Here is a 20,509-nt window from a genome sequence, read left to right on the forward strand (position 1 = left end):
GCGAGGGGGACCATCCGCAGGATGGTGGAGGGGCGATGCGGCCGGACGCCACCTCGCACCGCGTTCCTTCCGCACACACTCTGCGCTGCATCCTCCCCGTGCCGCGCAGGATGTCAGGTCTTACGCGTCCCCGTCCACGCTGGCCGGATCGGGCGTGTCGTCGCCGTTCGGGTCGGCGCTCAAGTAGCGCGGCTCCACCACGCCCTTGGCGGTGATCGTCAGCGGGTTGCCCTTGCGGTCCACCGTCTTGCCGATCGCCATCTTCACCCAGCCCTCGCTCACGCAATATTCGTCGACGTTCGTCTTCTCGACGCCGTTGAAGCGGATGCCGATGCCGCGCATCAGATGATCGGGCAGGTAATAGGGGCTCTTCGGATTGTTCGAGAGGCGGTCGGGGGGCGTGTCGCTCATGATGTGTTCCGTCGCTGTGTGGCGGCGCTGATAGCCGCGCCGGCGCCGCTTTCCAACCTCAGCCGAAGCGCAGCCGCGCCCAGATCGGCAGGTGATCGGATGCGGTCCGCGCGTGCAGCGATCGGTGCACGCCGGTCTCCGCCACCGTCAGCCCCTCGCCCACCACGATCCGGTCCAGCCGGGCGATCGGCTGGCGCGCGTGGAAGCTCGGCCCGGTCTCGGCGAAGCGGTAATGCTGGCCGAAGTCGCTGAGGCAGCCGCCGTGGCGGCGCCACTCGTTCATGTCGCCCATCATCACCGTGGGCAGCGCGCGCGGCTGCTGCTGGATGTGCGCCATCACCGCATGCGCCTGCCGCCGCCGCCACAGGCCCGAGAGATCGAGGTGCATGCCGACGACGCGTATCTCCCGCCCGCCTAGCCGGATGTCGGCCAGCACCGCGCCGCGCGGCTCCAGCGCCGGCAGAGTCAGCGGCGCGTGATGCAGGATCGTCGCGGCCTTGCGCACCAGCAGCGCGTTGCCGTGCCAGCCGAGGCTGCCGGGCCGGATGTCGAACGGCACCGGCATATAGTCGCTATGCTCGGCGATCATGTGCAGCGGCAGGGCGCTCTGCCGCGCGCCGAAGCGACGGTCCGCCTCCTGCAGCGCGATGATGTCGGCATCCACCTCGCGCAGCACGTCCAGGATGCGATCGGGGCGGCGGCGGCGATCGGAGCCGATCGCCTTGCGGATATTGTAGCTCGCGACGATCATGCACTGTCCCTTGGCCGAGCGCATAGAACCGCTTGCCCATCGACTTGTTTCAGGCGGTGTTTCGGCGGCGTGCCGATCGCCGGCAACTTCCGCGCCGCGCCGGCGGTTGTGCCGCCATGCAGGAGATTCCAGACGCACCGGCCGACGCGAGCGGGATCGAGAAGGCCGACGTCGCCGTCGCCCAGGCGGTGGCGCCGGCCCGCGGAACCTGGCCCGTGCGGCTGCTCGGCGGGCTGAGCGAACTGTCCGATCAGCCGCCGCTGATCGCGCTTTCCGCCGGCACCTTCGCCCTCGGCATCGTGCGCGGCGACCGCCGGCTGGCCGAGACGGGCGGACGCATGCTGGCGGCGCACCTGCTGGCCACGGCGATCAAGTCCGCGATCAAGCAGCGCATCGTCCGCACGCGGCCCAAGGTGGTGGCGGAGGGGGCGGACTACCGGATGCATGGCGGCGAGGAGAATGCGCATCCGGTCAACAGCTTCCCCTCCGGCCACACGGCCGGTGCGGTGGCGGTGGCGGCGGCCGTGGCGCGCGGCCACCCCGATCGCCGCCCCGCCGCCTACGGACTGGCGGGTGCCGCCGCGCTGATGCAGATCCCGCGCTGCGCCCATTATCCAAGCGACGTCGGCGCCGGCCTGGCGATCGGCATCGCTGCCGAAGCGATGGTCTACGGCACGGAGAAGCTGGTCACGGCGGCGCTGCAGCGGCGCGGCTGATCCGCCGCACGATGCGCCGCGGCGGCGATCGCCGCCCTACCCCTCCACCACGCTGCGCGCGGTTCCCCTCCCCGTTCCGTCGAGAGGCTACTCGGCCGCTTCCGCCTGCGGCGCGGGATCGCGCCACACCAGCACCGGCTTGCGCGCCGCCGCCGTCTCGTCCAGCCGCCTGCGGGGCGCGTGGATGGGGGCGGCCTTCAGCGCCGGATCGCCGGCCTGCGCGCGCTTGGCCACCGATCGCAGCGCGCCGATGAACTGGTCGAGCGCGGCCTTGCTCTCGGTCTCGGTCGGCTCCACCAGCATCGCGCCGTGGACGACGAGCGGGAAATACATCGTCATCGGGTGGAAGCCCTCGTCGATCAGCCCCTTGGCGATGTCCAGGGTGGTGAAGCCGTCGGCGAGATTGTCGTCACTGAACAGCGCCTCGTGCATGCACGGACCGCTCGGGCCGAACGGCGCGTCCAGCACATCCTCCAGCGAGCGGAGCAGATAATTGGCGTTCAGCACCGCATCCTCGCACACCTGGCGCAGTCCGTCCGCCCCGTGGCTCAGCATGTAGGCGGCGGCGCGCACGAACATGCCCATCTGGCCGTGGAACGCCACCATCCGGCCGAAGCTGGCGGCATGATGCTCGCCGGCCGTCTCCTCCTCCACCAGCCGGTAACGGTCGCCGTCCTTCTCGATGAAGGGCAGCGGCGCATAGGGCGCCAGCGCCTCGGAGAGCACGACCGGGCCGGAGCCGGGGCCGCCGCCGCCATGCGGGGTCGAGAAGGTCTTATGCAGGTTGATGTGCATCGCATCGATGCCGAGGTCGCCCGGCCGCACCCGGCCGACGATGGCGTTGAAATTGGCGCCGTCGCAGTAGACGAGGCCGCCCGCCGCATGCACCGCCGCCGAGATCGCGACCATCTCGCGCTCGAACAGGCCGCAGGTGTTCGGGTTGGTGATCATCACCCCCGCCACGTCAGGCCCCAGCCGCGCCTTCAGCGCCGCCAGATCGACGCGGCCCTCCGTTGTGGCGGGGATGTTCTCCACCGCGTACCCGCAGAAGGCGGCGGTCGCCGGATTGGTGCCGTGCGCGCTCTCCGGCACCAGGATCACCTTGCGCGCATCGCCGCGCACCTCCAGCGCCGATCGGATCGCCAGCAGGCCGCACAATTCGCCGTGCGCGCCCGCCTTCGGGCTCATCGCCACCGCCGCCATGCCGGTCAGCTTCACCAGCCACTCGCCCACCAGATCGATCAGCGCCAGCCCGCCCTGCACCGTCTCCACCGGCTGGAGCGGGTGGATGTCGGCGAAGCCGGGCAGCCGCGCCATCTTCTCGTTCAAACGCGGATTATGCTTCATCGTGCAGCTGCCGAGCGGGAACAGGCCCAGGTCGATCGCGTAATTCTGCCGGCTGAGGCGGGTATAATGGCGCACCACCTCCGGCTCGGAGAGGCCGGGCAGGCCGATCGGACGGTTCCGCTCCAGCCCGCCGAGCCGGCTCGCCACCTCCGGCGGCGCCGGCAGGTCCACGCCGGTGCGATCGGCATCGCCGATCTCGAAGATCAGCGCCTCCTCCAGCATCAGAGCCCGGTTGCCGGTGAAGGTGCCGCCGGTGGCGCCTGCGGCGTCCGCGCCGCCCATCTCAGGCTTCCAGCCGCTCGCGTTCATGCTCATGCCAGTGCCTCCGTCAGGGCCGCCGCCAATGCCTCGACATCCTCGTCGGCCACCGTCTCGGTCACGGCGACGACGAGGCCGTTCGCCAGGTCCGCCGCCCCCGGATAGAGCCGGCCGAGCGAGACGCCGCCGAGCACGCCGCGCTCCGCCATCGCCCGCACCACCGGCCGCGCCTCTTTGGGCAGGCGCAGGGTGAACTCGTTGAAGAAGGCGCCGTTGACGAGGGTGACGCCCGGCACGCCGGCCAGCCGCTCCGCCGCCCGCACCGCCATGGCGTGGTTCAGCGCCGCCAGATCGCGCAGGCCGCGCTCCCCCAGCAGGCTCATGTGGATGGTGAAGGCCAGCGCGCACAGGCCCGAATTGGTGCAGATGTTCGATGTCGCCTTCTCGCGGCGGATATGCTGCTCGCGGGTGGAGAGGGTGAGCACGAAGCCGCGCTGGCCGGCCGCATCCACCGTCTCGCCGCACAGCCGGCCGGGCATCTGGCGGACATATTTGTCGCGCGTGGCGAACAGGCCGACATAGGGGCCGCCGAACTGGAGGCCGACGCCCAGCGCCTGCCCCTCGCCCACCACGATGTCAGCCCCCATCTCGCCGGGGCTGCGGATCGCGCCGAGCGACACCGGCTCCGTCACCACCGCGATCAGCAGCGCGCCCTTCTCGTGGCAGCGCGCGGCAAGCTCCGACAGATCGGCGACATGGCCGAGGATGTTCGGATTCTGCACGACCACGCAGTTGGTTTCGCCGTCTATCGCCGCGATCAGCGTGGCGAGATCGTCGCCCGGGGCGCCCTCCGCCAGATCGGGGGTGGCGGTGACGAGCGTGTCGCCGGTGAACCGCGCCATCGTCTCGCACACCGAGACATAGTGCGGGTGCAGCCCGGCCGAGAGCAGCGCCTTGGCGCGGCGGGTGATGCGGCGGCTCATCACGATCGCCTCCCAGCAGGCGGTCGATCCGTCATACATCGATGCGTTGGCGACATCGCAGCCGAAGAGGCGGGCGACCTGCGTCTGGAACTCGAACAGCGCCTGCAACGTCCCCTGCGCGATCTCCGGCTGGTAGGGCGTGTAGGCGGTGAGGAACTCGCCGCGCTGGATCAGGTGATCCACGCTGGCCGGCACATGATGGCGGTAGGCGCCGCAGCCGAGGAAGAAGGGCGCATCGCCGGCCGAGAGGTTGCGGCTGGCGAGACCGCGCAGCTGCCGCTCGACCGACAGCTCGGAGGCGTGGAGCGGCAGCCCCGCGATCGGGCCGGAGAGGCGGGCGGCGGCGGGCACGTCGACGAACAGATCGTCGATCGAGCGCGCGCCGATCACCGACAGCATCTCGGCGCGATCGGCATCGGTGAGGGGGAGGTAGCGCATCAGGCGGGTTTCCTCATCGAGAAGCGGAGGCGGACATAGTCGGCAATCCATGTGCCGTCCGGTTGGCGGAAAGCGGGGGCGAGGCGATCCTCCACCGCCTGCGCCACGGCCGCCTGATCGGCATCGGGCACCTGCGCCGCATCCATGAAGCCGGCGCGGAAGGTGCGCAGCCAGCCGGTCACGCCGGTGGGCAGCGGCGTGGGGCGCGGGATCAGCCGGGCATCGATGCCGACGAAGCCGGCGGCGGCATATACCGCCGCGAACGCCTCCGGCGTGGGATACCATTGCGGGTCGGCGGTCGGCACCGGATAGCCGCGCGCCGCCAACTCGTCGCGCAGGGCCGCGCGCAGGGTGGCGATGTTGCCGTGGCCGCCCATCTCGCCGACGAAGCGCCCGCTTGGCCTCAACGCGCGGAACACGCCGGCCGCAACGGCCGCCGCATCCAGCATCCAGTGGAGCGCGGCGTTCGAGAAGACGGCGTCGAACTCCGAGTCGAAGGCCAGCCGCTCGCCATCCATCCGCCGCGCGTCCAGCCCGGCGGCGCGCGCGGCGGCCAGCAGCGTGTCGGACGCATCGACGCCGACCACCTCCGCGCCCGCCGCCACGATGCGCCGCGTCAGCACGCCGTCGCCGCAGCCGAGATCGAGGATGCGCTCGCCGGCGCGCGGGCCGAGCAGATCGACCACCGGCGCGCCGAGCGCGGGCACGAAGGCGGCGCTCTCGGCATAGTCGGCGGCGACCCAGCGGGAGGCGGGGTTGGCGGTCATGCCCTCGGCCTGTCGTCCGGCGACGGGGAGGTGGCGCGCGCGATGCTCACAGCCCCGCCACGAACGCCTTGTAGGCCGCCTCGTCGAGCAGGCCGTCGAGCTCGGCGGGATCGGCCAGGGTCAGCCGGAAGAACCAGCCCTCGCCCTCGGGCGCGGTGTTCACCAGCGAGGGGTCGGCCTCCAGCGCGCCGTTCGCCTCGGCGACGGTGCCGGAGACGGGCGCGTAGACGTCGGACGCGGCCTTCACCGATTCGACGACGGCCGCCTCCTTCCCCTTCTCCACCGCGGTGCCGGCGGGCGGCACCTCGACGAACACGATGTCGCCGAGCTGGGCCTGCGCGTAATCGGTGATGCCGACGGTGGCGACGCCGTCCTCCACCGAGATCCATTCATGCTCGCGGGTGAAATACAGGGTCATGCGGGCGCTCCCTTGCGGACGTAATTGTGGGGGACGAACGGCATCGGCGAGACCGTGGCGGCGAACAGCCTGCCGCGCTGCATCACGGTGACGGCGCCGTCGGGCACGGCGACGGCCAGCGGCACGTAGGCCATCGCGATCGGCCGCTGCAGGCTGGGGCTGAACCCGCCGGAGGTGACGCGGCCCACCTCGCTGCCTTCCGCATCCACCACCATCGCGCCCTCGCGCACCGGCTGGCGCCCGTCCACGATCAGGCCGACGCGCTTCAGGAGCGGCCCGTCCGCAATTTCGGCCATGATGCGGGCGTGGCCGGGGAAGCCGCCCTGCTCGCGCCGCCGGCGGGAGAGGGCGAAGCCGAGATCGGCCGAGACCGGCGTCGTCGCGTCGTCCAGATCGTGGCCGTAGAGCGGCAGCCCCGCCTCCAGCCGCAGCGAATCGCGCGCGCCGAGGCCGATCGGCTTCACCTCCGGCTGCGCCGCCAGCAGCGCGGCGACCTGTTCGGCCGCCTCGGCCGGGATGGATATCTCGAACCCGTCCTCGCCGGTATAGCCGGATCGGCTGATCCAGGCGGGCACGCCGTCGATCGCGAAGGCGCCGGCCGTCATGAACGTCAGCGATGCCACGCCCGGCACCAGGCGGGCGAGCGCATCGACCGCCTTCGGCCCCTGCAATGCCAGCAGCGCCTGCTCGTCCATGTGGTTCAGGGTCACATCCTCGGGCAGATGCTCGTGGATGTGGGCGATGTCGTCGGCCTTGGTGGCGCCGTTGACGACGACGTAGAAGCCGTCGCTCCGCCGCGTGACCATCAGGTCGTCCAGGATGCCGCCGGTCTCCGCCAGCAGCAGCGAGTAGCGCATCCGCCCCTCGCGCAGCCCGGCGATGTCGCCGGGCAGCAGCGACTCGAGCGCGTCCGCCGCCTGCCCGCCGGAGACGAGCAGCTGCCCCATGTGGCTGACGTCGAACAGGCCGGCGCTGGCCCGCGTCCACAGATGCTCGGCCAGGATGCCCATGCCCTCATACTGGATCGGCATCAGATAGCCGGCGAACGGCACCATCCGTGCGCCGGCGGCGCGGTGCCAGGCGTCCAGCGGCAGGGTCTGCGGCTCGGCCTCTGCCTCGCTGTCGGTGGGATCGCTCAAGCTCGCCTCCGTGATCGGGTGTCGCGGCGGCGCGGGGATGGTGGGCCATCCCGTCGTCCGCCGCCCCCTCTGTCACGGAAACCTGAGAGCTTTGACCGGCTTCGCACGGAAGCGCGGCTTACCCCTTCGGTGGCCCCCGCCTTGACAGGTGCGCTTTCCAGAGTGTCGTTGCCCCGCGCGGTCCGTTGTGCCTGAGAGATTCCGGGGCGGTTGCTCCTTCGGCGGCCCGGGCCTGCAAGGCCCGATGCACTCTCCCGCGCGAGCCTCCGCCGGTTGCCCGGCGGCGACCTTTCGGGGATTGGCCTGCCCGACCGGCCGAGTCAATCGGGCATGCGCGCTACCGGGTGGCGTTATAGGCCAGCTGGTCGTTGGTCAGCTGGAAGCCGACGAGGAACTCGAAGCTGGCCTTGGCCACGGCGGCGCGGATGGCGGGATCGGCCATCGGATCGATCGATGCGTCGGCGTCGGTCGGCTTGCGCTTGCGGGTGATCTGCTTCTCCACCTCCGGCGGCAGGCTGGCGGCGGCGCGGGCGATGCCGGTAGTGGCCGTCGCCGTCACCGATGCGCGCGCCTGGCCGTCGTCGAAATGCACAGCCACGCGGCCCACCTGCTTTGAAACGACGATCGATCCGCTGCGGATCACGGTGGCGAAATAGGGGATCGTCACGTCGCGGGCGCCGGCCGTGCTGGTCCGCCGGGCCTGCACCTCGAACGTCGCCTGCGTGGCGATCTGATCGCCCGTCACCACGTCGCTGTTGCAGTTGCCGCGCAGGTTGGTGAGGGTGGCGACCACGTCGATCGCCCGCGCCTCGCGGCTGGCCGGCGGATCGAACAGCGTGATGTCGCCGGTATAGGCGGGCACCGCCACGGCCGGGCAGGCGGAGCGCGTGATGCGCACGCCGCCGGTCTCGTCGAACTGGTTGTCCTTCGCGCAGGCGCCCAAGGCGAGCAGGCCGAGGCCCGGCAGCGCGAGGCGGAGAGCTTTGATCGTGATACGCGCCACAGATGAATCCCGAGCAGGAGCGGGCGCGGACGTGCGCCGGACAGGGTGGCTGCGGATCATAGGAACCGCCTTCCGCGCAGGCAAGCAATCGCGTAGGGCCGGGGCATGAGCGAGTGCGTGCCCCCTCCGTCTGATACCCGGCCGCCCGATGCCCGGCCGCCCGATTTCCGGCCGTCGCTGGATCTGCTGATCGCCGCGCCGCGCGGCTTCTGCGCCGGCGTTGACCGCGCGATCCGCATCGTGGAGCTGTCGATCGAGAAATATGGCGTGCCGGTCTACGTGCGGCACGAGATCGTTCACAACCGCTATGTCGTCGATGCGCTGCGCGCCAAGGGCGCGATCTTCGTGGAGGAGCTGGACGAGGTGCCGGACGGCGCGCCCGTGGTGTTCTCGGCCCATGGCGTGCCCAAGGCCGTGCCCCACGAGGCGGCCGAGCGCGGGCTGGACTGGGTGGACGCCACCTGCCCGCTCGTCTCCAAGGTGCATCGCCAGGCGGAACGGCTGGTGGAGGCCGGGCGGCACATCCTGTTCGTCGGCCATCACGGCCATCCCGAGGTGATCGGCACGTTCGGTCAGGTGCCGGACGGCCGCATGACCCTGATCGAGACGGCGGCCGATGCCGAGGCGCTGGCGCCGGCCGATCCCGCCAACCTCGCTTTCCTCACCCAGACGACGCTCTCGGTGGACGACACGGCCGAGATCATCGCCATCCTGCGCCGCCGCTTCCCCGCCATCCAGGCGCCGCGCGGCGAGGATATCTGCTACGCCACCTCCAACCGGCAGGCGGCGGTGAAGGCCATCGCCGACGAATGCGATGCGATGCTGGTGATCGGCGCGCCCAATTCGTCCAACTCGCTGCGGCTGGTGGAGGTGGCGGAACGCCACGGCGTGAAGGCCCGGCTGATCCAGCGCGCGGCCGAGGTGGATTTCGCCTGGCTGGCCGGCGTCCGCACGCTCGGCATCACGGCCGGCGCGTCGGCGCCCGAGATACTGGTGCGCGAGCTCGTCGAGCTGCTCGCCACCCGCTTCGCTGTGACCGAGCGGGAGACCGAGGCGGTGCGCGAGCAGATGGTGTTCAAGCTGCCTCGCAGCCTAGACGCCGCCGCCTGAGCGGACGCGCGGCATGGCGGTCTACACGCACGTCTCCGCCGAGGAGCTGGACGCGCTGCTGTCGCGGTACGACGTCGGCCGGCTCGATTCGCTAAAGGGCATCGCGGAGGGCGTCGAGAACAGCAACTACATGGTCGATACCGATCGCGGCCGCTTCATCCTGACGCTGTACGAGAAGCGCGTCGACGCCGGCGACCTGCCCTTCTTCCTCACGCTGCTCGATCATCTCGCCGATCGCGGGCTGCCGGTGCCGCGCGCGATCCGCGATCGCGCGGGCGTGCAGGTGCAGCAGCTGGCCGGGCGGCCCGCCTGCCTGATCGAGTTCCTTCACGGCGTCTCCGTCAGTCACCCGACCCCGGCCCAGGCGCGCGCGACCGGCGTGGCGATGGGGCGGATGCACGCGGCGCTCGGCGATTTCACGGGCGCGCGGCCGAACGCTCTCGGCGTGGATGCGTGGCAGCCGCTGCTCGATCGCTGCGGCGACCGGCTGGATTCGATCGATCCCGGGTTGCGGGCGGACCTGGCGACCGGCATCGCCGGCGTGGTCCCGTCCTGGCCGGCGGACGGCCCGGCGACGGTGATCCACGCCGATCTGTTTCCGGACAATGTGCTGATGCTCGGCGATCGGGTGGGCGGGCTGATCGACTTCTACTTCGCCTGCACCGATCTCCGGCTCTACGATCTCGCGATCGCGCATACGGCCTGGTCGTTCGACGCCACCGGCGCGCGGCATGACGAGGCGGTCGGCCGCGCGCTGCTGGACGGCTATGACGAGAGCTTCGGCCTGTCGGCACGGGATCGCGCGCAGCTGCCGGTGCTGGCGATGGGCGCCTGCATCCGCTTCGCCCTCACCCGCGCGTGGGACTGGCTGAACACGCCGGCGGACGCGCTGGTGACGCGCAAGGATCCACTCGCCTATACGCGCCGACTCTCATTCTACCGGCAGGCGGGGACGGACATCTTCCTATGAGCGACACCACCGATCTCCAGCATGTCGTGATCGCCACGGACGGCGCCTGCAAGGGCAATCCCGGCCCGGGCGGCTGGGGCGCCGTCATCCGTTCCGGCGCGCACGAGAAGGAGCTCTCCGGCGGCGAGAACCCGACGACCAACAACCGCATGGAGCTGCTGGCGGCGATCCGCGCGCTACAGGCGCTGAAGCGGCCCTGCCGCGTGACCCTGATGACCGACAGCCGCTACGTGATGGACGGGCTGACCAAGTGGATCAAGGGCTGGCAGAAGAATGGCTGGAAGACGGCGGCGAAGCAGCCGGTGAAGAATGCCGACCTGTGGCAGGAGCTGCTCGACGCCTGCGCCCCGCACCGTATCGCGTGGGAGTGGGTGAAGGGCCATGCCGGCCACCCGGAGAATGAGCGCGCCGACAGGCTGGCGAGCGACGCGGCGGTTGCGGCCGGCCGCGCGCCCAGGCTGGCGGCGACGGTAAGCTGAGCGTCCAGGCTGGATCGACATCGAGCGGATGAAGCCGGTTTGACCTGGCCTTATGCACACCGCGAACGCTGGATGCCGATCCGGCCTAGCGGCGCCCGAGCGGATCGAGCGCGCTCGATCGTGGCGGCGGCGCGCGCCTGACCACCGGCACCGCCGCCATGGCGTGCCTGGCCGTCGGCACCGTAACCGCGCTCGGCCGCACGCCCATCTCGTCGGCGATCGCGCACAAGGCTGCGATGCGGTTGGCGGTGTCAGGGTGGGTCGAGAACAGGCTGTCGCCGCCATGGCCGCGCAGCGCCGGCACGATATAGAGCGACGCCGCCGCCGGGTTGCGGCCGACGACCGGGTTCGGCACCCGCTCCGCCCCCTGCGCCAGCTTCGCCAGCGCCGAGGCCAGCGCGTGGGGCTTGCCGCTGATCTCCGCGCCGGCGCGGTCCGCGCCATATTCGCGGGTGCGGCTGATCGCCATCTGCACGATCATCGCGGCGAAGGGCGCCACCAGCACCGCCAGCAACGTCGCCGCCACGTTCGGCCGCTCGCCATCGCCGCCGCCGAAGAACAGGCCGAAATTGGCGAGCATCGATACCGCGCCGGCGATCGTCGCCGTCATCGTCATGATCAGCGTGTCGTGATTGCGGATGTGGCCCAGCTCATGCGCCATGACGCCGGCGATCTCGTCGCGATCGAGCAGGCCGAGCAGCCCGGTGGTCGCCGCCACCGCCGCGTGGCGCGGGTTGCGGCCGGTGGCGAAGGCGTTCGGATGCGGCGAGTTGATGACGTAGACGCGCGGGGCAGGCAGGCCGGCGCGACGGGCGAGATCGTGGACCAGCCCGACGAACTCCGGACAGCTACCGACATCGACCTCCCGCGCGCCATGCATGCGCAGCACGATCGAATCGGCTTTCCAGTAGGTGAACAAGTTCATGCCCGCCGCCACCAGCAGCGCGATCGCCGCGCCGGACGGGCCGCCGAAGGTGAAGCCCAGCCCCATGAACAGGGCGGTCATCGCCGCCAGCAGCATCGTCGTCCTGAAACCGTTCATCTTGCCAATCCGTCTCCCCGGGCCGATGTGGGGAGCAGCGCTTCATTCTGCAATCTTGACGGGAACCGGGCGATGAGCAGCAGCAACGCGGGCGGCAGGCGCCCGGACCATGTCAGGCCGCCGGCCCATCTCTCGGCGAACCCGCCGGTGCCGCAGCCGCAGGCCGTGCCGCCGGCGCCCGAACATGGCGGCCGCGACGGCCTGGATCCCACCCGCTACGGCGACTGGGAGCTGAAAGGCATCGCCGTCGACTTCTAGAATCAGCTCCTCCCGGAACGGGGAGGGGACCGCGCGAAGCGTGGTGGAGGGGGCGGTCGGCGGACGCGACCGCATCGTGTGCCGCGATCCCCCTCCACCATCCTGCGGATGGTCCCCCTCCCCGTTCCGGGGAGGAACTGCCTTTCCCGCCTCAGCCCTCCGCGCGCAGCGGCCGCGCGAGCAGCGCCTCCACCACGCGATCGACCAGCGCCGTGCCCTCCAGCAGCGCGCACACCGCGCCGACGATCGGCATGTCGACGCCGGCGGCGGCGGCGGCATCGCGCAGCACCGGCGCGGTGAAGGCGCCCTCGGCCACCGTCCGCCGGTCCGCCAGCAGATCCTCCGCGCGGCGGCCCTGCCCCAGCCCCAGCCCCAGCGAGAAGTTGCGCGAGCTGGCGGACGAGCAGGTGAGGACCAGATCGCCGAGCCCCGACAGGCCGGCCAGGGTCGCGGCGTCCGCCCCCCGCGCCAGGCCGAAGCGCGTCATCTCGGCGAAGCCCCGGCTGATGAGGGCGGCGCGCGCATTCTGGCCGAGGCCCCGCCCCTCGACGACGCCGCAGGCGATCGCCAGCACATTCTTCACCGCGCCGCCGATCTCCGCGCCGATCACGTCGGCCGAGACATAGGGGCGGAAGCCCGGCCGCGCGAGCCGCGCCGCCAGCCCCGCGCCCACCTCCGCATCCGCGCAGGCCAAGGTCACGGCGGTCGGCAGGCCGGCCGCCACCTCGTGCGCGAAGGTGGGTCCGGAGAGGACGGCGATCGACGCCCCGGGCCGTGCCTCGGCCGCGATCTCTGACATCAGCCGGCCGGTGCCTGCCTCGATCCCCTTGGCGCACAGCACCAACGCCGCGTCGCCCGGCGGCAGGGTGGCGAGCACGGCGCGCAGATGCTGCGCCGGCGTCACCGCCAGCAGCGCCTCGCACGCGGCCAGATCGGCGATGGCGCCGGTCGCGCGGATCGCCGGGGAGAGCGGCACGCCGGCGAGGAACAGGCTGTTCTCGCGGGCATCGTTGATCGCCGCCACCACCTCCGGCTCGCGCGCCCAGAGGATGACGGGATCGCCGCCGGCCGCCGCCACCTGGGCCAGCGCGGTGCCCCACGCGCCCCCGCCGATCACGCCGATCCTCATGCCTTCACCCCCGCGCCGCGCGCCTTTGCCGCCGATGGATCGAGCGGCCAGCGCGCGCGTGCCGCCACGTCCAGCGGATCGGTCAGCCCGGCGGCGAACCGTTCCGCGCCGGCCCAGCCGATCATCGCCGCATTGTCCGTGCAGAGCCATAGCGGCGGTGCGACGAACGGCAGATCGGCCCGCGCGGCGATATCCGAGAGCGCCGCCCGCACCGCGCCGTTGGCGGCGACGCCGCCCGCCACGACCAGCGCCGTGGCGCCGCCGGCAAGGGCCAGCGCGCGGCGCGTGCGATCGACGAGGCAGTCCACCACCGCCTGCTGGAACGATGCGGCGATATCCTCGGCCGGGTGGATGCCGGCGTCGCGCGCGCGCAGCACGGCGCTCTTGAGGCCGGCGAAGGAGAAATGCGGCTCCGCCGTGCCCACCAGCGGGCGCGGCAGCGGCACCGCCCGCGGATCGCCGCCACGCGCCGCCTGCTCCACCGCCGGCCCGCCGGGAAAGCCGAGGCCGAGCAGCTTGGCCGTCTTGTCGAACGCCTCGCCCGCCGCATCGTCGATCGTCGTCGCCAGCCGCCGGTAGCGGCCGACCCCCTCGACGAACAGCAGCTGGCAATGCCCGCCGGACACCAGCAGCAGCAGATAGGGAAAGGCGAGGCCGGCATCGGCCAGCCGCGGGCTCAGCGCATGGCCTTCCAGATGGTTGACCGCCACCAGCGGCTTGCCCGCCGCCAGCGCCAGCGCCTTGCCCGTCACCAGCCCCACCATCACCCCGCCGATCAGCCCCGGCCCGGCTGTCGCCGCGATTGCATCGACCTGCGCCAAGGTGACGCCCGCATCCGCCAGCGCCTGGCCGACCAGCGGCGTCAGCATCTCGACATGGGCGCGCGCCGCGATCTCCGGCACCACGCCGCCGAACGGCCGGTGCGCCGCCTCCTGCCCGGCGAGGCGGTGGGCGAGCACGACGCGGTCGCCCGTCACCAGCGCGGCGGCCGTCTCGTCGCAGGAGGATTCGAGGCCGAGGATCAGGGTCATGCCGGCTTCCCTGCCACCGCTTCGGGCGTTAGGGCAACCGGCCATGCACCTGCCCCTCCGCCTCGGCACGCGCGGATCCCCGCTCGCCCTCACCCAGGCCCGCATGGTCGCCGCCGCGCTGCGTGCGGCGCATGGCTGGCGCGACGACGATATCGTGATCGTGCCGATCCGCACCTCCGGCGATCGCATCCAGGATCGCGCGCTGGCCGAAGTCGGCGGCAAGGCGCTGTGGACCAAGGAGCTCGATCGCGCGCTGCTGGCGCGGGAGATCGACTTCGCCGTCCACTCGATGAAGGATGTCGAGACGATCCGCCCGGCCGAGATCGCCATCGCCGCAATGCTGCCGCGCGCCGACGTGCGGGACCGGCTGATCGGCGCCGACAGCCTCGCCGCGCTGCGGCCCGATCCGGTGATCGGCACCTCCTCGCCGCGCCGGTCCGCCCAGCTGCGGCGCGAGCGGCCGGACGTGACGATCACGCTGTTCCGCGGCAATGTCGACACCCGCCTCTCCCGCCTGAACCTGGGCGAGGCGGACGCGACCCTGCTGGCCGCCGCCGGCCTCGACCGCCTCGGCCGGCCGGAGATCGGCGTCGCCATCCCGATCGAGCAGATGCTGCCCGCCCCCGCCCAGGGCGCCGTGGGGATCGAGGCGCTGGCGGCCAACGCCGCCGTCCGCGAGGGCCTGGCGGCGATCGACGACGGCGCGACCAGCCGCTGCGTGGCGGCCGAGCGGGCGCTGCTGGCCGCACTCGGCGCGGACTGCCGCTCGCCCGTCGCGGCGCTGGCGGTGGCGGCGGCGGGCGGGCTGCGGCTGCGCGCCGAGATCCTGGCCGAGGACGGCGCCGAGTGCGTCGCCGGCGAGGCGCTGCTGCCGGGCGCGGCGATCGACGGCGGCGCGGATGCGCGGCACGCGGCCGCGCTGGCGCGCGACCTGCTCGGCCGCGCCAGCCCGGCGCTGCGGGCGCTGTTCACCGGGTGAGCGGCACGCTGCTGATCCTGCGGCCGGAACCCGGCGCCGCCGCCACGGCGCGGCGGGCCGCGTCGCTCGGCTTCGCGACGGTGGCGACCCCGCTGTTCGTCGTCCGCCCGATCGCGTGGGCGGCGCCCGATCCGGCCGCGTTCGACGCGCTGCTGCTGACGAGCGCCAGCGCGGTGCGTGCCGGCGGGGACGGGCTGGCGCGCTACCTGGCGCTGCCGGTGCACGCGGTGGGGGAGGCGACGGCGGCGGCGGCGCGCGCGGCCGGCTTCGCCACCGTCCACGCAGGCGAAGGCGACGCGGCGGCGCTGGCGGCGGGCCTCGCGCGGTCCGGCGTGCGGCGCGCCCTCCACCTCGCCGGGCGCGAGCATCGCCCGCTGGTCGCCGACGGCGTGGCGGTTGAGACGCGGATCGTCTACGCCGCCGATCCGGCCGCGGCGCTGGCGCCCGCCGCCGCGGCCGCCGCCCGCGCCGGCGCCGTCGCCCTGCTCCACTCGCCGCGCGCGGCGGCGCTCTACCGCGCGCTCGCTCTGGCCGGCGGGCTCGCGACCGAGGGCCTGACGATCGCCGCGATCAGCCCGGCGGCGCTCTCGGCCGCCGGCACGAACTGGCGCGCGACGGCGGCCGCCACCGATCCGACCGACGAGGCGCTGCTGGCAGCGGCGGCGCGCTTGTGCGATCAGGGGCGCGGAACGGAGGGCTGATGGCGAGCGAATATCATCCGGTGGAGGAGGCGCCACGCTCGCGCATATGGCTGCGCTGGCTGATCCTGTTCGTGCTGGTGTTCGCGGCAGGCGCCGCATCGATGGGCTATGTGCTGACCCACTGGTCGGTCGCCGCACGCTACATCGCCGGCGGCGCGGCGCAGCCCGCGGCCCAGCCCGCAGCCGCCCGCCCGGTGACGATCGTGCAACCGGCGGCGCCGGTGCCCGCCTTCGATCCCGCGCGTGAGGCCGTGATCGAGCGGCGCGTGGCCGGCCTTGAGGCGCGGCTCGCCCAGATCAACGCCCGCGCCAACGCAGCGGTGGGCAATGCCGACCGGGCCGAGGGGCTGCTCGTCGCCTTTGCCGCGCGACGCGCGCTCGATCGCGGCGTGGCGCTCGGCTATATCGAGGCGCTGCTGCGCGAGCGTTTCGGCCAGAGCCAGCCGCAGGCGGTGGCGACGATCATCGCCGCCGGCCGCCAGCCGGTGACGCTGGAGGAGTTGCAGGCCGGCCTCGGCGATATCGGCCCCGCTCTGTCCGGCGGCGGGCCGAACGAGAGCTGGCTGGACGGGGTGCGCCGCGAGCTTGCCGGTCTGGTGATCGTCCGCCGCGCCAACGTGCCCTCGCCCGACCCCGCCGACCGGCTGGCCCGCGCCCGCCGCCAGCTGGAGGCGGGCCATGTCGCGACCGCACTGGCAGAGGTGGCGCGGATGCCGGGGCGGGAGGCCGCCGCCGGCTGGATCGCCACCGCCCGCCGCTACGCCGCCGCGCGCGATGCGCTGGACGTGATCGAGACTGCGGCACTGCTGGAGCCGCGCGGCGTTCAACCGCCACCCGCCGCCACCCCGCCATCCGGCGACGGGCCGCAGACCATCGGAGGCCAGCCGTGAGAATCGTCCTGTCCGTCACTCTCGTCCTCGCTGCCGCCGCGCCGGCGCGGGCGGCGCCGCCGCCCAACCCCTATCAGCAGCGGCTGATGGCGCTGGACGCGCCGCGCCGCGCCGCCGCCATCCGCGGCGCCATCGGCGGCAACGGCCAGCGCTGCGGCCGGATCGAGCCGCCGGTCTATCGCGGGACGTACAAGAACACGTTCATGTGGGCGGCGCGCTGCCAGCCCGGCGGCGAATATGCCATCTACATCGGGCCGGACGGATCCGCTCAGGTGCGCCCCTGCGCCGATCAGGCGAAGCTGGGCCTGCCCGCCTGCAACCTGCCGCCGCCGACCGTGACGAAGCCGCGCCGCGGCTCTTGAGGGTCGATCCGGCTTTCCGCTCCTGCCGAGGAGCCGCTGAGCGTGCCGAAGCGGCGTCCCGAAGCACGTCAACGTCCAGGGCCGTGCCCTTCGAGACGGCATCTCGCCGGGCTCATCGCCCCTCAGGGTAAGCGAACCATTTGAGCGCCCGCCACCCTTGACCTGAGGCTTCGCCGGAGCCACATGGCAATCGGATCGAAATCGTCCGATTGCTTCAAGGATGCCATGCGGCTCACCAGCCTTACCGATTATGCGGTCGTCATGCTCTCCGCCGCCGCGCGCCACGGCGCAGAGGCGCGGCTGAGCGCGACCTTGCTGTCCGACGAGACGGGCGTGCCGCTGCCCACGGCGCAGAAGCTGATGGGGCGGCTCGCCGCCTCCGGCCTGCTCCACTCGGCGCGCGGCACCGGCGGCGGCTTCGTCCTCGCCCGCCCGGCGGCGGCGATCAGCCTGGCCGACATCGTCGAGGCGGTCGAGGGGCCGATCGCGATGACGGCCTGCGTCGAGGACGGCCGGCACGATTGCGGGCTGGAGGAGGCCTGCCGCGTGAAGCCGCACTGGTCCGCCGTCAACCATGCGGTGAAGGGCGCGCTCGGCGGCATCTCGCTAGCCACGCTCGCGGCCCCGGCGCCTCCCGTGCCGGCGGCCGCCACGTTTACAGGAACACCGGCATGAGTGACGTGCGCAACCGCGAGGCGCTGGACGCCGCCGAGAAGCTCTCCACCTACGAATGGGGCTTCAATTCGGACATCGAGCAGGAGTTCGCGCCCAAGGGGCTGAACGAGGATATCGTCCGCTTCATCTCGGCCAAGAAGAACGAGCCGGAGTGGATGCTCGACTGGCGGCTGAAGGCCTTTCGCCTGTGGCTGACCCTGGACGCGCCGGACTGGGCGAAGCTGAACGTGCCGCCGATCGACTATCAGGACGCCTATTATTACGCCGCGCCCAAGGAGAAGCCGAAGCTCGACTCGCTCGACGAGGTCGATCCCGAGATCCTGCGCGTCTACGAGAAGCTGGGCATTCCGATCGAGGAGCAGAAGGTGCTCGCCGGCGTGGAGGGCGGTCGCAAGGTGGCGGTCGACGCCGTGTTCGACAGCGTCTCCGTCGCCACGACCTTCCGCGCCGAGCTGGAGAAAGCGGGCGTCATCTTCCGCTCGATCAGCGAGGCGGTGCGCGAATATCCCGATCTGGTGCGCAAGTGGCTCGGCCGCGTGGTGCCGGTGCAGGACAATTACTTCGCGGCGCTGAACGCGGCCGTGTTCTCCGACGGCACCTTCGTCTACATTCCGGAGGGCGTGCGCTGCCCGATGGAATTGAGCACCTACTTCCGCATCAACGCCGCCAATACGGGGCAGTTCGAACGGACGCTGATCGTGGCCGACAAGGGCAGCTATGTCAGCTACCTCGAAGGCTGCACCGCGCCGATGCGCGACGAGAACCAGCTGCACGCGGCGGTGGTGGAGCTCGTCGCGATGGACGATGCCGAGATCAAATATTCCACCGTGCAGAACTGGTATCCGGGCGACGCCGAGGGGCGCGGTGGCATCTACAATTTCGTCACCAAGCGCGCGCTGTGCCAAGGCCGCAACAGCAAGGTCAGCTGGACGCAGGTGGAGACGGGCTCGGCCATCACCTGGAAATATCCGAGCTGCGTGCTGGCGGGCGAGAACAGCGTCGGCGAATTCTACTCGGTGGCGGTGACGAACAATCGCCAGCAGGCCGATACCGGCACGAAGATGATCCATCTGGGCAAGGGATCGCGCTCGACGATCGTGTCCAAGGGCATCAGCGCCGGCCGCAGCGATAACACCTATCGCGGTCTCGTGCGCGTGGGGCCGACCGCCGAGAACGTGCGCAACCACACGCAGTGCGACTCGCTGCTGCTGGGTTCGGAGTGCGGCGCGCACACCGTGCCGTATATCGAAGTGCGCAACCCCTCCGCCCAGATCGAGCATGAGGCGACGACGAGCAAGATCAGCGACGACCAGCTGTTCTACGCGATGCAGCGCGGCCTGAACGCGGAGGACGCCGTGGCGCTGATCGTCAACGGCTTCGCCAAGGAGGTGCTGCAGCAGCTGCCGATGGAGTTCGCGGTAGAAGCACAGAAGCTGCTGGGGATATCGCTTGAGGGGAGCGTTGGGTGATCGCGCTTCTAGCCCTGTTTCAGTTGCACATGCCTTCGCCTGCCGACGATTTGACGCTGGTTGAGCGGGTGACGCTTGTGCAGGCAGTCACTCCTTACGCGCACTGCATTAACGGGCATCTGCCGGCCTCGTATTTCGATTGGCCAACCAAGGCTGCGATGAATGATGCCGAATTGCGCCAGAGAATGGATAAAATGGCAGAAACCTTCTCATCTTGTAAGAACGAACGGGCTTTAATCAGAACGCCCATCGCAAGTCGCAAATCGGTTATGTTCGTTGATCGGCTAGAGGACAGTTATACGTACCCGGTGATGCTCGGCACGGAGCCGCAGCTTCTGATTGATCCCCGTGAGGCGAAATCTTCCAATGCTCCACATCCATAACCTCCACGCCGAAGTCGACGGCAAGCCGATCCTCAAAGGCCTCTCGCTCGCCATCAATGCGGGGGAGATCCATGCGATCATGGGGCCGAACGGGGCGGGCAAGTCGACGCTCGGCTACACGCTTTCCGGCCGGCCCGGCTATGAAGTGACGGGCGGCAGCGCGACCTTCATCGGCGAGGATCTGCTGGCGAAGGAGCCGCATGAGCGCGCCGCCGCCGGCCTGTTCCTCGGCTTTCAATATCCGGTCGAGATACCGGGCGTGTCGAACGTCCAGTTCCTCCGCACCGCGCTCAACGCCCAGCGCCGCATGCGGGGCGAGGCGGAGCTTTCGGGCGGCGAGTTCCTCAAGGTCGCGCGCGCGCAGGCCGATGCGCTCGGGCTCAGCATGGACATGCTCAAGCGGCCGGTGAACGTCGGCTTCTCGGGCGGCGAGAAGAAGCGCAACGAGATGGTGCAGATGGGCATCATCGACCCGAAGCTCGCCATCCTCGACGAGACCGACAGCGGCCTCGACATCGATGCGCTGCGCACGGTAGGCGACGGCATCAACCGCATCATGCGGACGCCGGACAAGGCGGTGCTGCTCATCACCCACTATCAGCGGCTGCTCGACTATGTGAAGCCGGACTTCGTGCACGTGCTGGCCGATGGCCGCATCGTCCGCTCCGGCGGCGCGGACCTCGCGCTGGAGCTGGAGCGCGAGGGCTATGCCGGGACGATGGCGGCGTGAGCGCGACCGCCCAATTCCTCCCCGGCACGGGGATGGGGACCGGCGCGGCCGTTGGAGGGCGCGCGCGGCA

General features: G+C 71.6%; 24 protein-coding genes and 1 riboswitch. Of the genes, 13 read left to right on the forward strand and 11 right to left on the reverse strand.

The features are described 5' to 3' along the window. Positions 1–120: 120 nt before the first annotated feature. Positions 121–411: a DUF3297 family protein gene (locus GNT64_RS11895; protein WP_156679712.1), complete on the reverse strand. Its 291-nt coding sequence runs from the start codon at positions 409–411 to the stop codon at positions 121–123. Between the two features lie 58 nt (positions 412–469). Next, positions 470–1,162 (reverse strand): endonuclease/exonuclease/phosphatase family protein, encoded by a 693-nt coding sequence (locus tag GNT64_RS11900; protein WP_156679713.1) that lies wholly within the window; start codon positions 1,160–1,162, stop codon positions 470–472. A gap of 116 nt (positions 1,163–1,278) precedes the next feature. On the opposite strand from GNT64_RS11900, the gene GNT64_RS11905 reads away from it, so the two are divergent. Continuing rightward, positions 1,279–1,878: a phosphatase PAP2 family protein gene (locus GNT64_RS11905; protein ID WP_156679714.1), complete on the forward strand. Its 600-nt coding sequence runs from the start codon at positions 1,279–1,281 to the stop codon at positions 1,876–1,878. Positions 1,879–1,965: 87 nt separating this feature from the next. Here GNT64_RS11905 and gcvPB read toward each other — a convergent pair whose 3' ends face one another. The 6 genes from gcvPB to GNT64_RS11935 all read right to left on the reverse strand — a co-directional run bounded on the left by gcvPB (position 1,966) and on the right by GNT64_RS11935 (position 8,231). Next, a complete protein-coding gene (gcvPB, locus tag GNT64_RS11910; protein WP_231639536.1) occupies positions 1,966–3,507 on the reverse strand; it encodes an aminomethyl-transferring glycine dehydrogenase subunit GcvPB in 1,542 nt (513 codons plus the stop codon). Between the two features lie 29 nt (positions 3,508–3,536). Next, positions 3,537–4,904, reverse strand: a complete 1,368-nt coding sequence (gene gcvPA, locus GNT64_RS11915; RefSeq protein WP_156679716.1) for an aminomethyl-transferring glycine dehydrogenase subunit GcvPA — start codon at positions 4,902–4,904, stop codon at positions 3,537–3,539. Beyond that, positions 4,904–5,671: a class I SAM-dependent methyltransferase gene (locus tag GNT64_RS11920; protein WP_156679717.1), complete on the reverse strand. Its 768-nt coding sequence runs from the start codon at positions 5,669–5,671 to the stop codon at positions 4,904–4,906. The genes gcvPA and GNT64_RS11920 overlap by 1 nt, the downstream gene beginning before the upstream one ends. 46 nt (positions 5,672–5,717) lie before the next feature. After that, entirely contained in the window at positions 5,718–6,089 is a 372-nt protein-coding gene (gene gcvH, locus GNT64_RS11925; RefSeq protein ID WP_156679718.1) for a glycine cleavage system protein GcvH, read from the reverse strand. Next, positions 6,086–7,228, reverse strand: coding sequence for a glycine cleavage system aminomethyltransferase GcvT (gene gcvT / locus GNT64_RS11930; protein WP_231638973.1), 1,143 nt, complete (start codon positions 7,226–7,228; stop codon positions 6,086–6,088). The genes gcvH and gcvT overlap by 4 nt, the downstream gene beginning before the upstream one ends. A gap of 168 nt (positions 7,229–7,396) precedes the next feature. Then, a riboswitch (glycine riboswitch) is annotated at positions 7,397–7,495 on the reverse strand. Positions 7,496–7,565: 70 nt separating this feature from the next. Continuing rightward, positions 7,566–8,231 (reverse strand): hypothetical protein, encoded by a 666-nt coding sequence (locus GNT64_RS11935; RefSeq protein ID WP_231638974.1) that lies wholly within the window; start codon positions 8,229–8,231, stop codon positions 7,566–7,568. A gap of 117 nt (positions 8,232–8,348) precedes the next feature. On the opposite strand from GNT64_RS11935, the gene ispH reads away from it, so the two are divergent. From ispH to rnhA, 3 genes are read left to right on the forward strand one after another with little or no spacing between them, the layout of a single operon-like run. Beyond that, positions 8,349–9,341 (forward strand): 4-hydroxy-3-methylbut-2-enyl diphosphate reductase, encoded by a 993-nt coding sequence (gene ispH, locus GNT64_RS11940; protein ID WP_422396589.1) that lies wholly within the window; start codon positions 8,349–8,351, stop codon positions 9,339–9,341. A gap of 13 nt (positions 9,342–9,354) precedes the next feature. Continuing rightward, positions 9,355–10,311, forward strand: coding sequence for a homoserine kinase (gene thrB / locus GNT64_RS11945; protein ID WP_156679721.1), 957 nt, complete (start codon positions 9,355–9,357; stop codon positions 10,309–10,311). Then, positions 10,308–10,790: a ribonuclease HI gene (gene rnhA, locus GNT64_RS11950; RefSeq protein ID WP_156679722.1), complete on the forward strand. Its 483-nt coding sequence runs from the start codon at positions 10,308–10,310 to the stop codon at positions 10,788–10,790. Before thrB ends, rnhA begins: the two co-directional genes overlap by 4 nt. 85 nt (positions 10,791–10,875) lie before the next feature. Here the strand turns inward: rnhA and htpX are convergent, their stop codons facing one another. Then, positions 10,876–11,832: a zinc metalloprotease HtpX gene (htpX, locus tag GNT64_RS11955; protein WP_156679723.1), complete on the reverse strand. Its 957-nt coding sequence runs from the start codon at positions 11,830–11,832 to the stop codon at positions 10,876–10,878. A 72-nt stretch (positions 11,833–11,904) separates the two neighbouring features. On the opposite strand from htpX, the gene GNT64_RS11960 reads away from it, so the two are divergent. Next, complete coding sequence (locus GNT64_RS11960) at positions 11,905–12,090, forward strand: DUF1674 domain-containing protein (RefSeq protein ID WP_156679724.1); 186 nt, start codon at positions 11,905–11,907, stop codon at positions 12,088–12,090. Positions 12,091–12,241: 151 nt separating this feature from the next. On the opposite strand, the gene GNT64_RS11965 is transcribed toward GNT64_RS11960, so the two are convergent. Together GNT64_RS11965 and tsaD are read right to left on the reverse strand one after the other, a co-directional pair. After that, positions 12,242–13,219 (reverse strand): NAD(P)H-dependent glycerol-3-phosphate dehydrogenase, encoded by a 978-nt coding sequence (locus GNT64_RS11965; RefSeq protein WP_156679725.1) that lies wholly within the window; start codon positions 13,217–13,219, stop codon positions 12,242–12,244. Continuing rightward, positions 13,216–14,250 (reverse strand): tRNA (adenosine(37)-N6)-threonylcarbamoyltransferase complex transferase subunit TsaD, encoded by a 1,035-nt coding sequence (gene tsaD / locus GNT64_RS11970; protein WP_156679726.1) that lies wholly within the window; start codon positions 14,248–14,250, stop codon positions 13,216–13,218. Before tsaD ends, GNT64_RS11965 begins: the two co-directional genes overlap by 4 nt. A gap of 43 nt (positions 14,251–14,293) precedes the next feature. Between tsaD and hemC the strand changes: the two genes are divergently transcribed. The 8 genes from hemC (at position 14,294) to sufC (ending at position 20,439) form a co-directional block, all read left to right on the forward strand. Next, a complete protein-coding gene (hemC, locus tag GNT64_RS11975; RefSeq protein ID WP_156679727.1) occupies positions 14,294–15,229 on the forward strand; it encodes a hydroxymethylbilane synthase in 936 nt (311 codons plus the stop codon). Next, a complete protein-coding gene (locus GNT64_RS11980) occupies positions 15,226–15,930 on the forward strand; it encodes a uroporphyrinogen-III synthase (protein ID WP_156679728.1) in 705 nt (234 codons plus the stop codon). Before hemC ends, GNT64_RS11980 begins: the two co-directional genes overlap by 4 nt. Then, on the forward strand, positions 15,930–16,820 hold the full coding sequence (locus tag GNT64_RS11985; protein WP_231638975.1) for a hypothetical protein: 891 nt from the start codon (positions 15,930–15,932) through the stop codon (positions 16,818–16,820). Before GNT64_RS11980 ends, GNT64_RS11985 begins: the two co-directional genes overlap by 1 nt. After that, positions 16,817–17,182 carry a hypothetical protein gene (locus tag GNT64_RS11990; protein ID WP_156679729.1) on the forward strand — a complete coding sequence of 122 codons (366 nt, stop codon included), beginning with the start codon at positions 16,817–16,819 and terminating at the stop codon, positions 17,180–17,182. The genes GNT64_RS11985 and GNT64_RS11990 overlap by 4 nt, the downstream gene beginning before the upstream one ends. A gap of 225 nt (positions 17,183–17,407) precedes the next feature. After that, complete coding sequence (locus GNT64_RS11995; protein ID WP_156681593.1) at positions 17,408–17,857, forward strand: RrF2 family transcriptional regulator; 450 nt, start codon at positions 17,408–17,410, stop codon at positions 17,855–17,857. Beyond that, the gene (gene sufB, locus GNT64_RS12000) at positions 17,854–19,326 is read left to right on the forward strand and encodes a Fe-S cluster assembly protein SufB (RefSeq protein WP_156679730.1); all 1,473 of its coding nucleotides are present in this window, start codon (positions 17,854–17,856) and stop codon (positions 19,324–19,326) included. The genes GNT64_RS11995 and sufB overlap by 4 nt, the downstream gene beginning before the upstream one ends. Next, the gene (locus tag GNT64_RS12005) at positions 19,323–19,709 is read left to right on the forward strand and encodes a hypothetical protein (RefSeq protein WP_156679731.1); all 387 of its coding nucleotides are present in this window, start codon (positions 19,323–19,325) and stop codon (positions 19,707–19,709) included. Before sufB ends, GNT64_RS12005 begins: the two co-directional genes overlap by 4 nt. Further along, positions 19,693–20,439: a Fe-S cluster assembly ATPase SufC gene (gene sufC, locus GNT64_RS12010; RefSeq protein ID WP_156679732.1), complete on the forward strand. Its 747-nt coding sequence runs from the start codon at positions 19,693–19,695 to the stop codon at positions 20,437–20,439. Before GNT64_RS12005 ends, sufC begins: the two co-directional genes overlap by 17 nt. Positions 20,440–20,509 lie beyond the last annotated feature (70 nt).

Origin of the sequence: Sphingomonas profundi (genome assembly GCF_009739515.1) — a bacterium.
Lineage (GTDB): Bacteria > Pseudomonadota > Alphaproteobacteria > Sphingomonadales > Sphingomonadaceae > Alterirhizorhabdus > Alterirhizorhabdus profundi.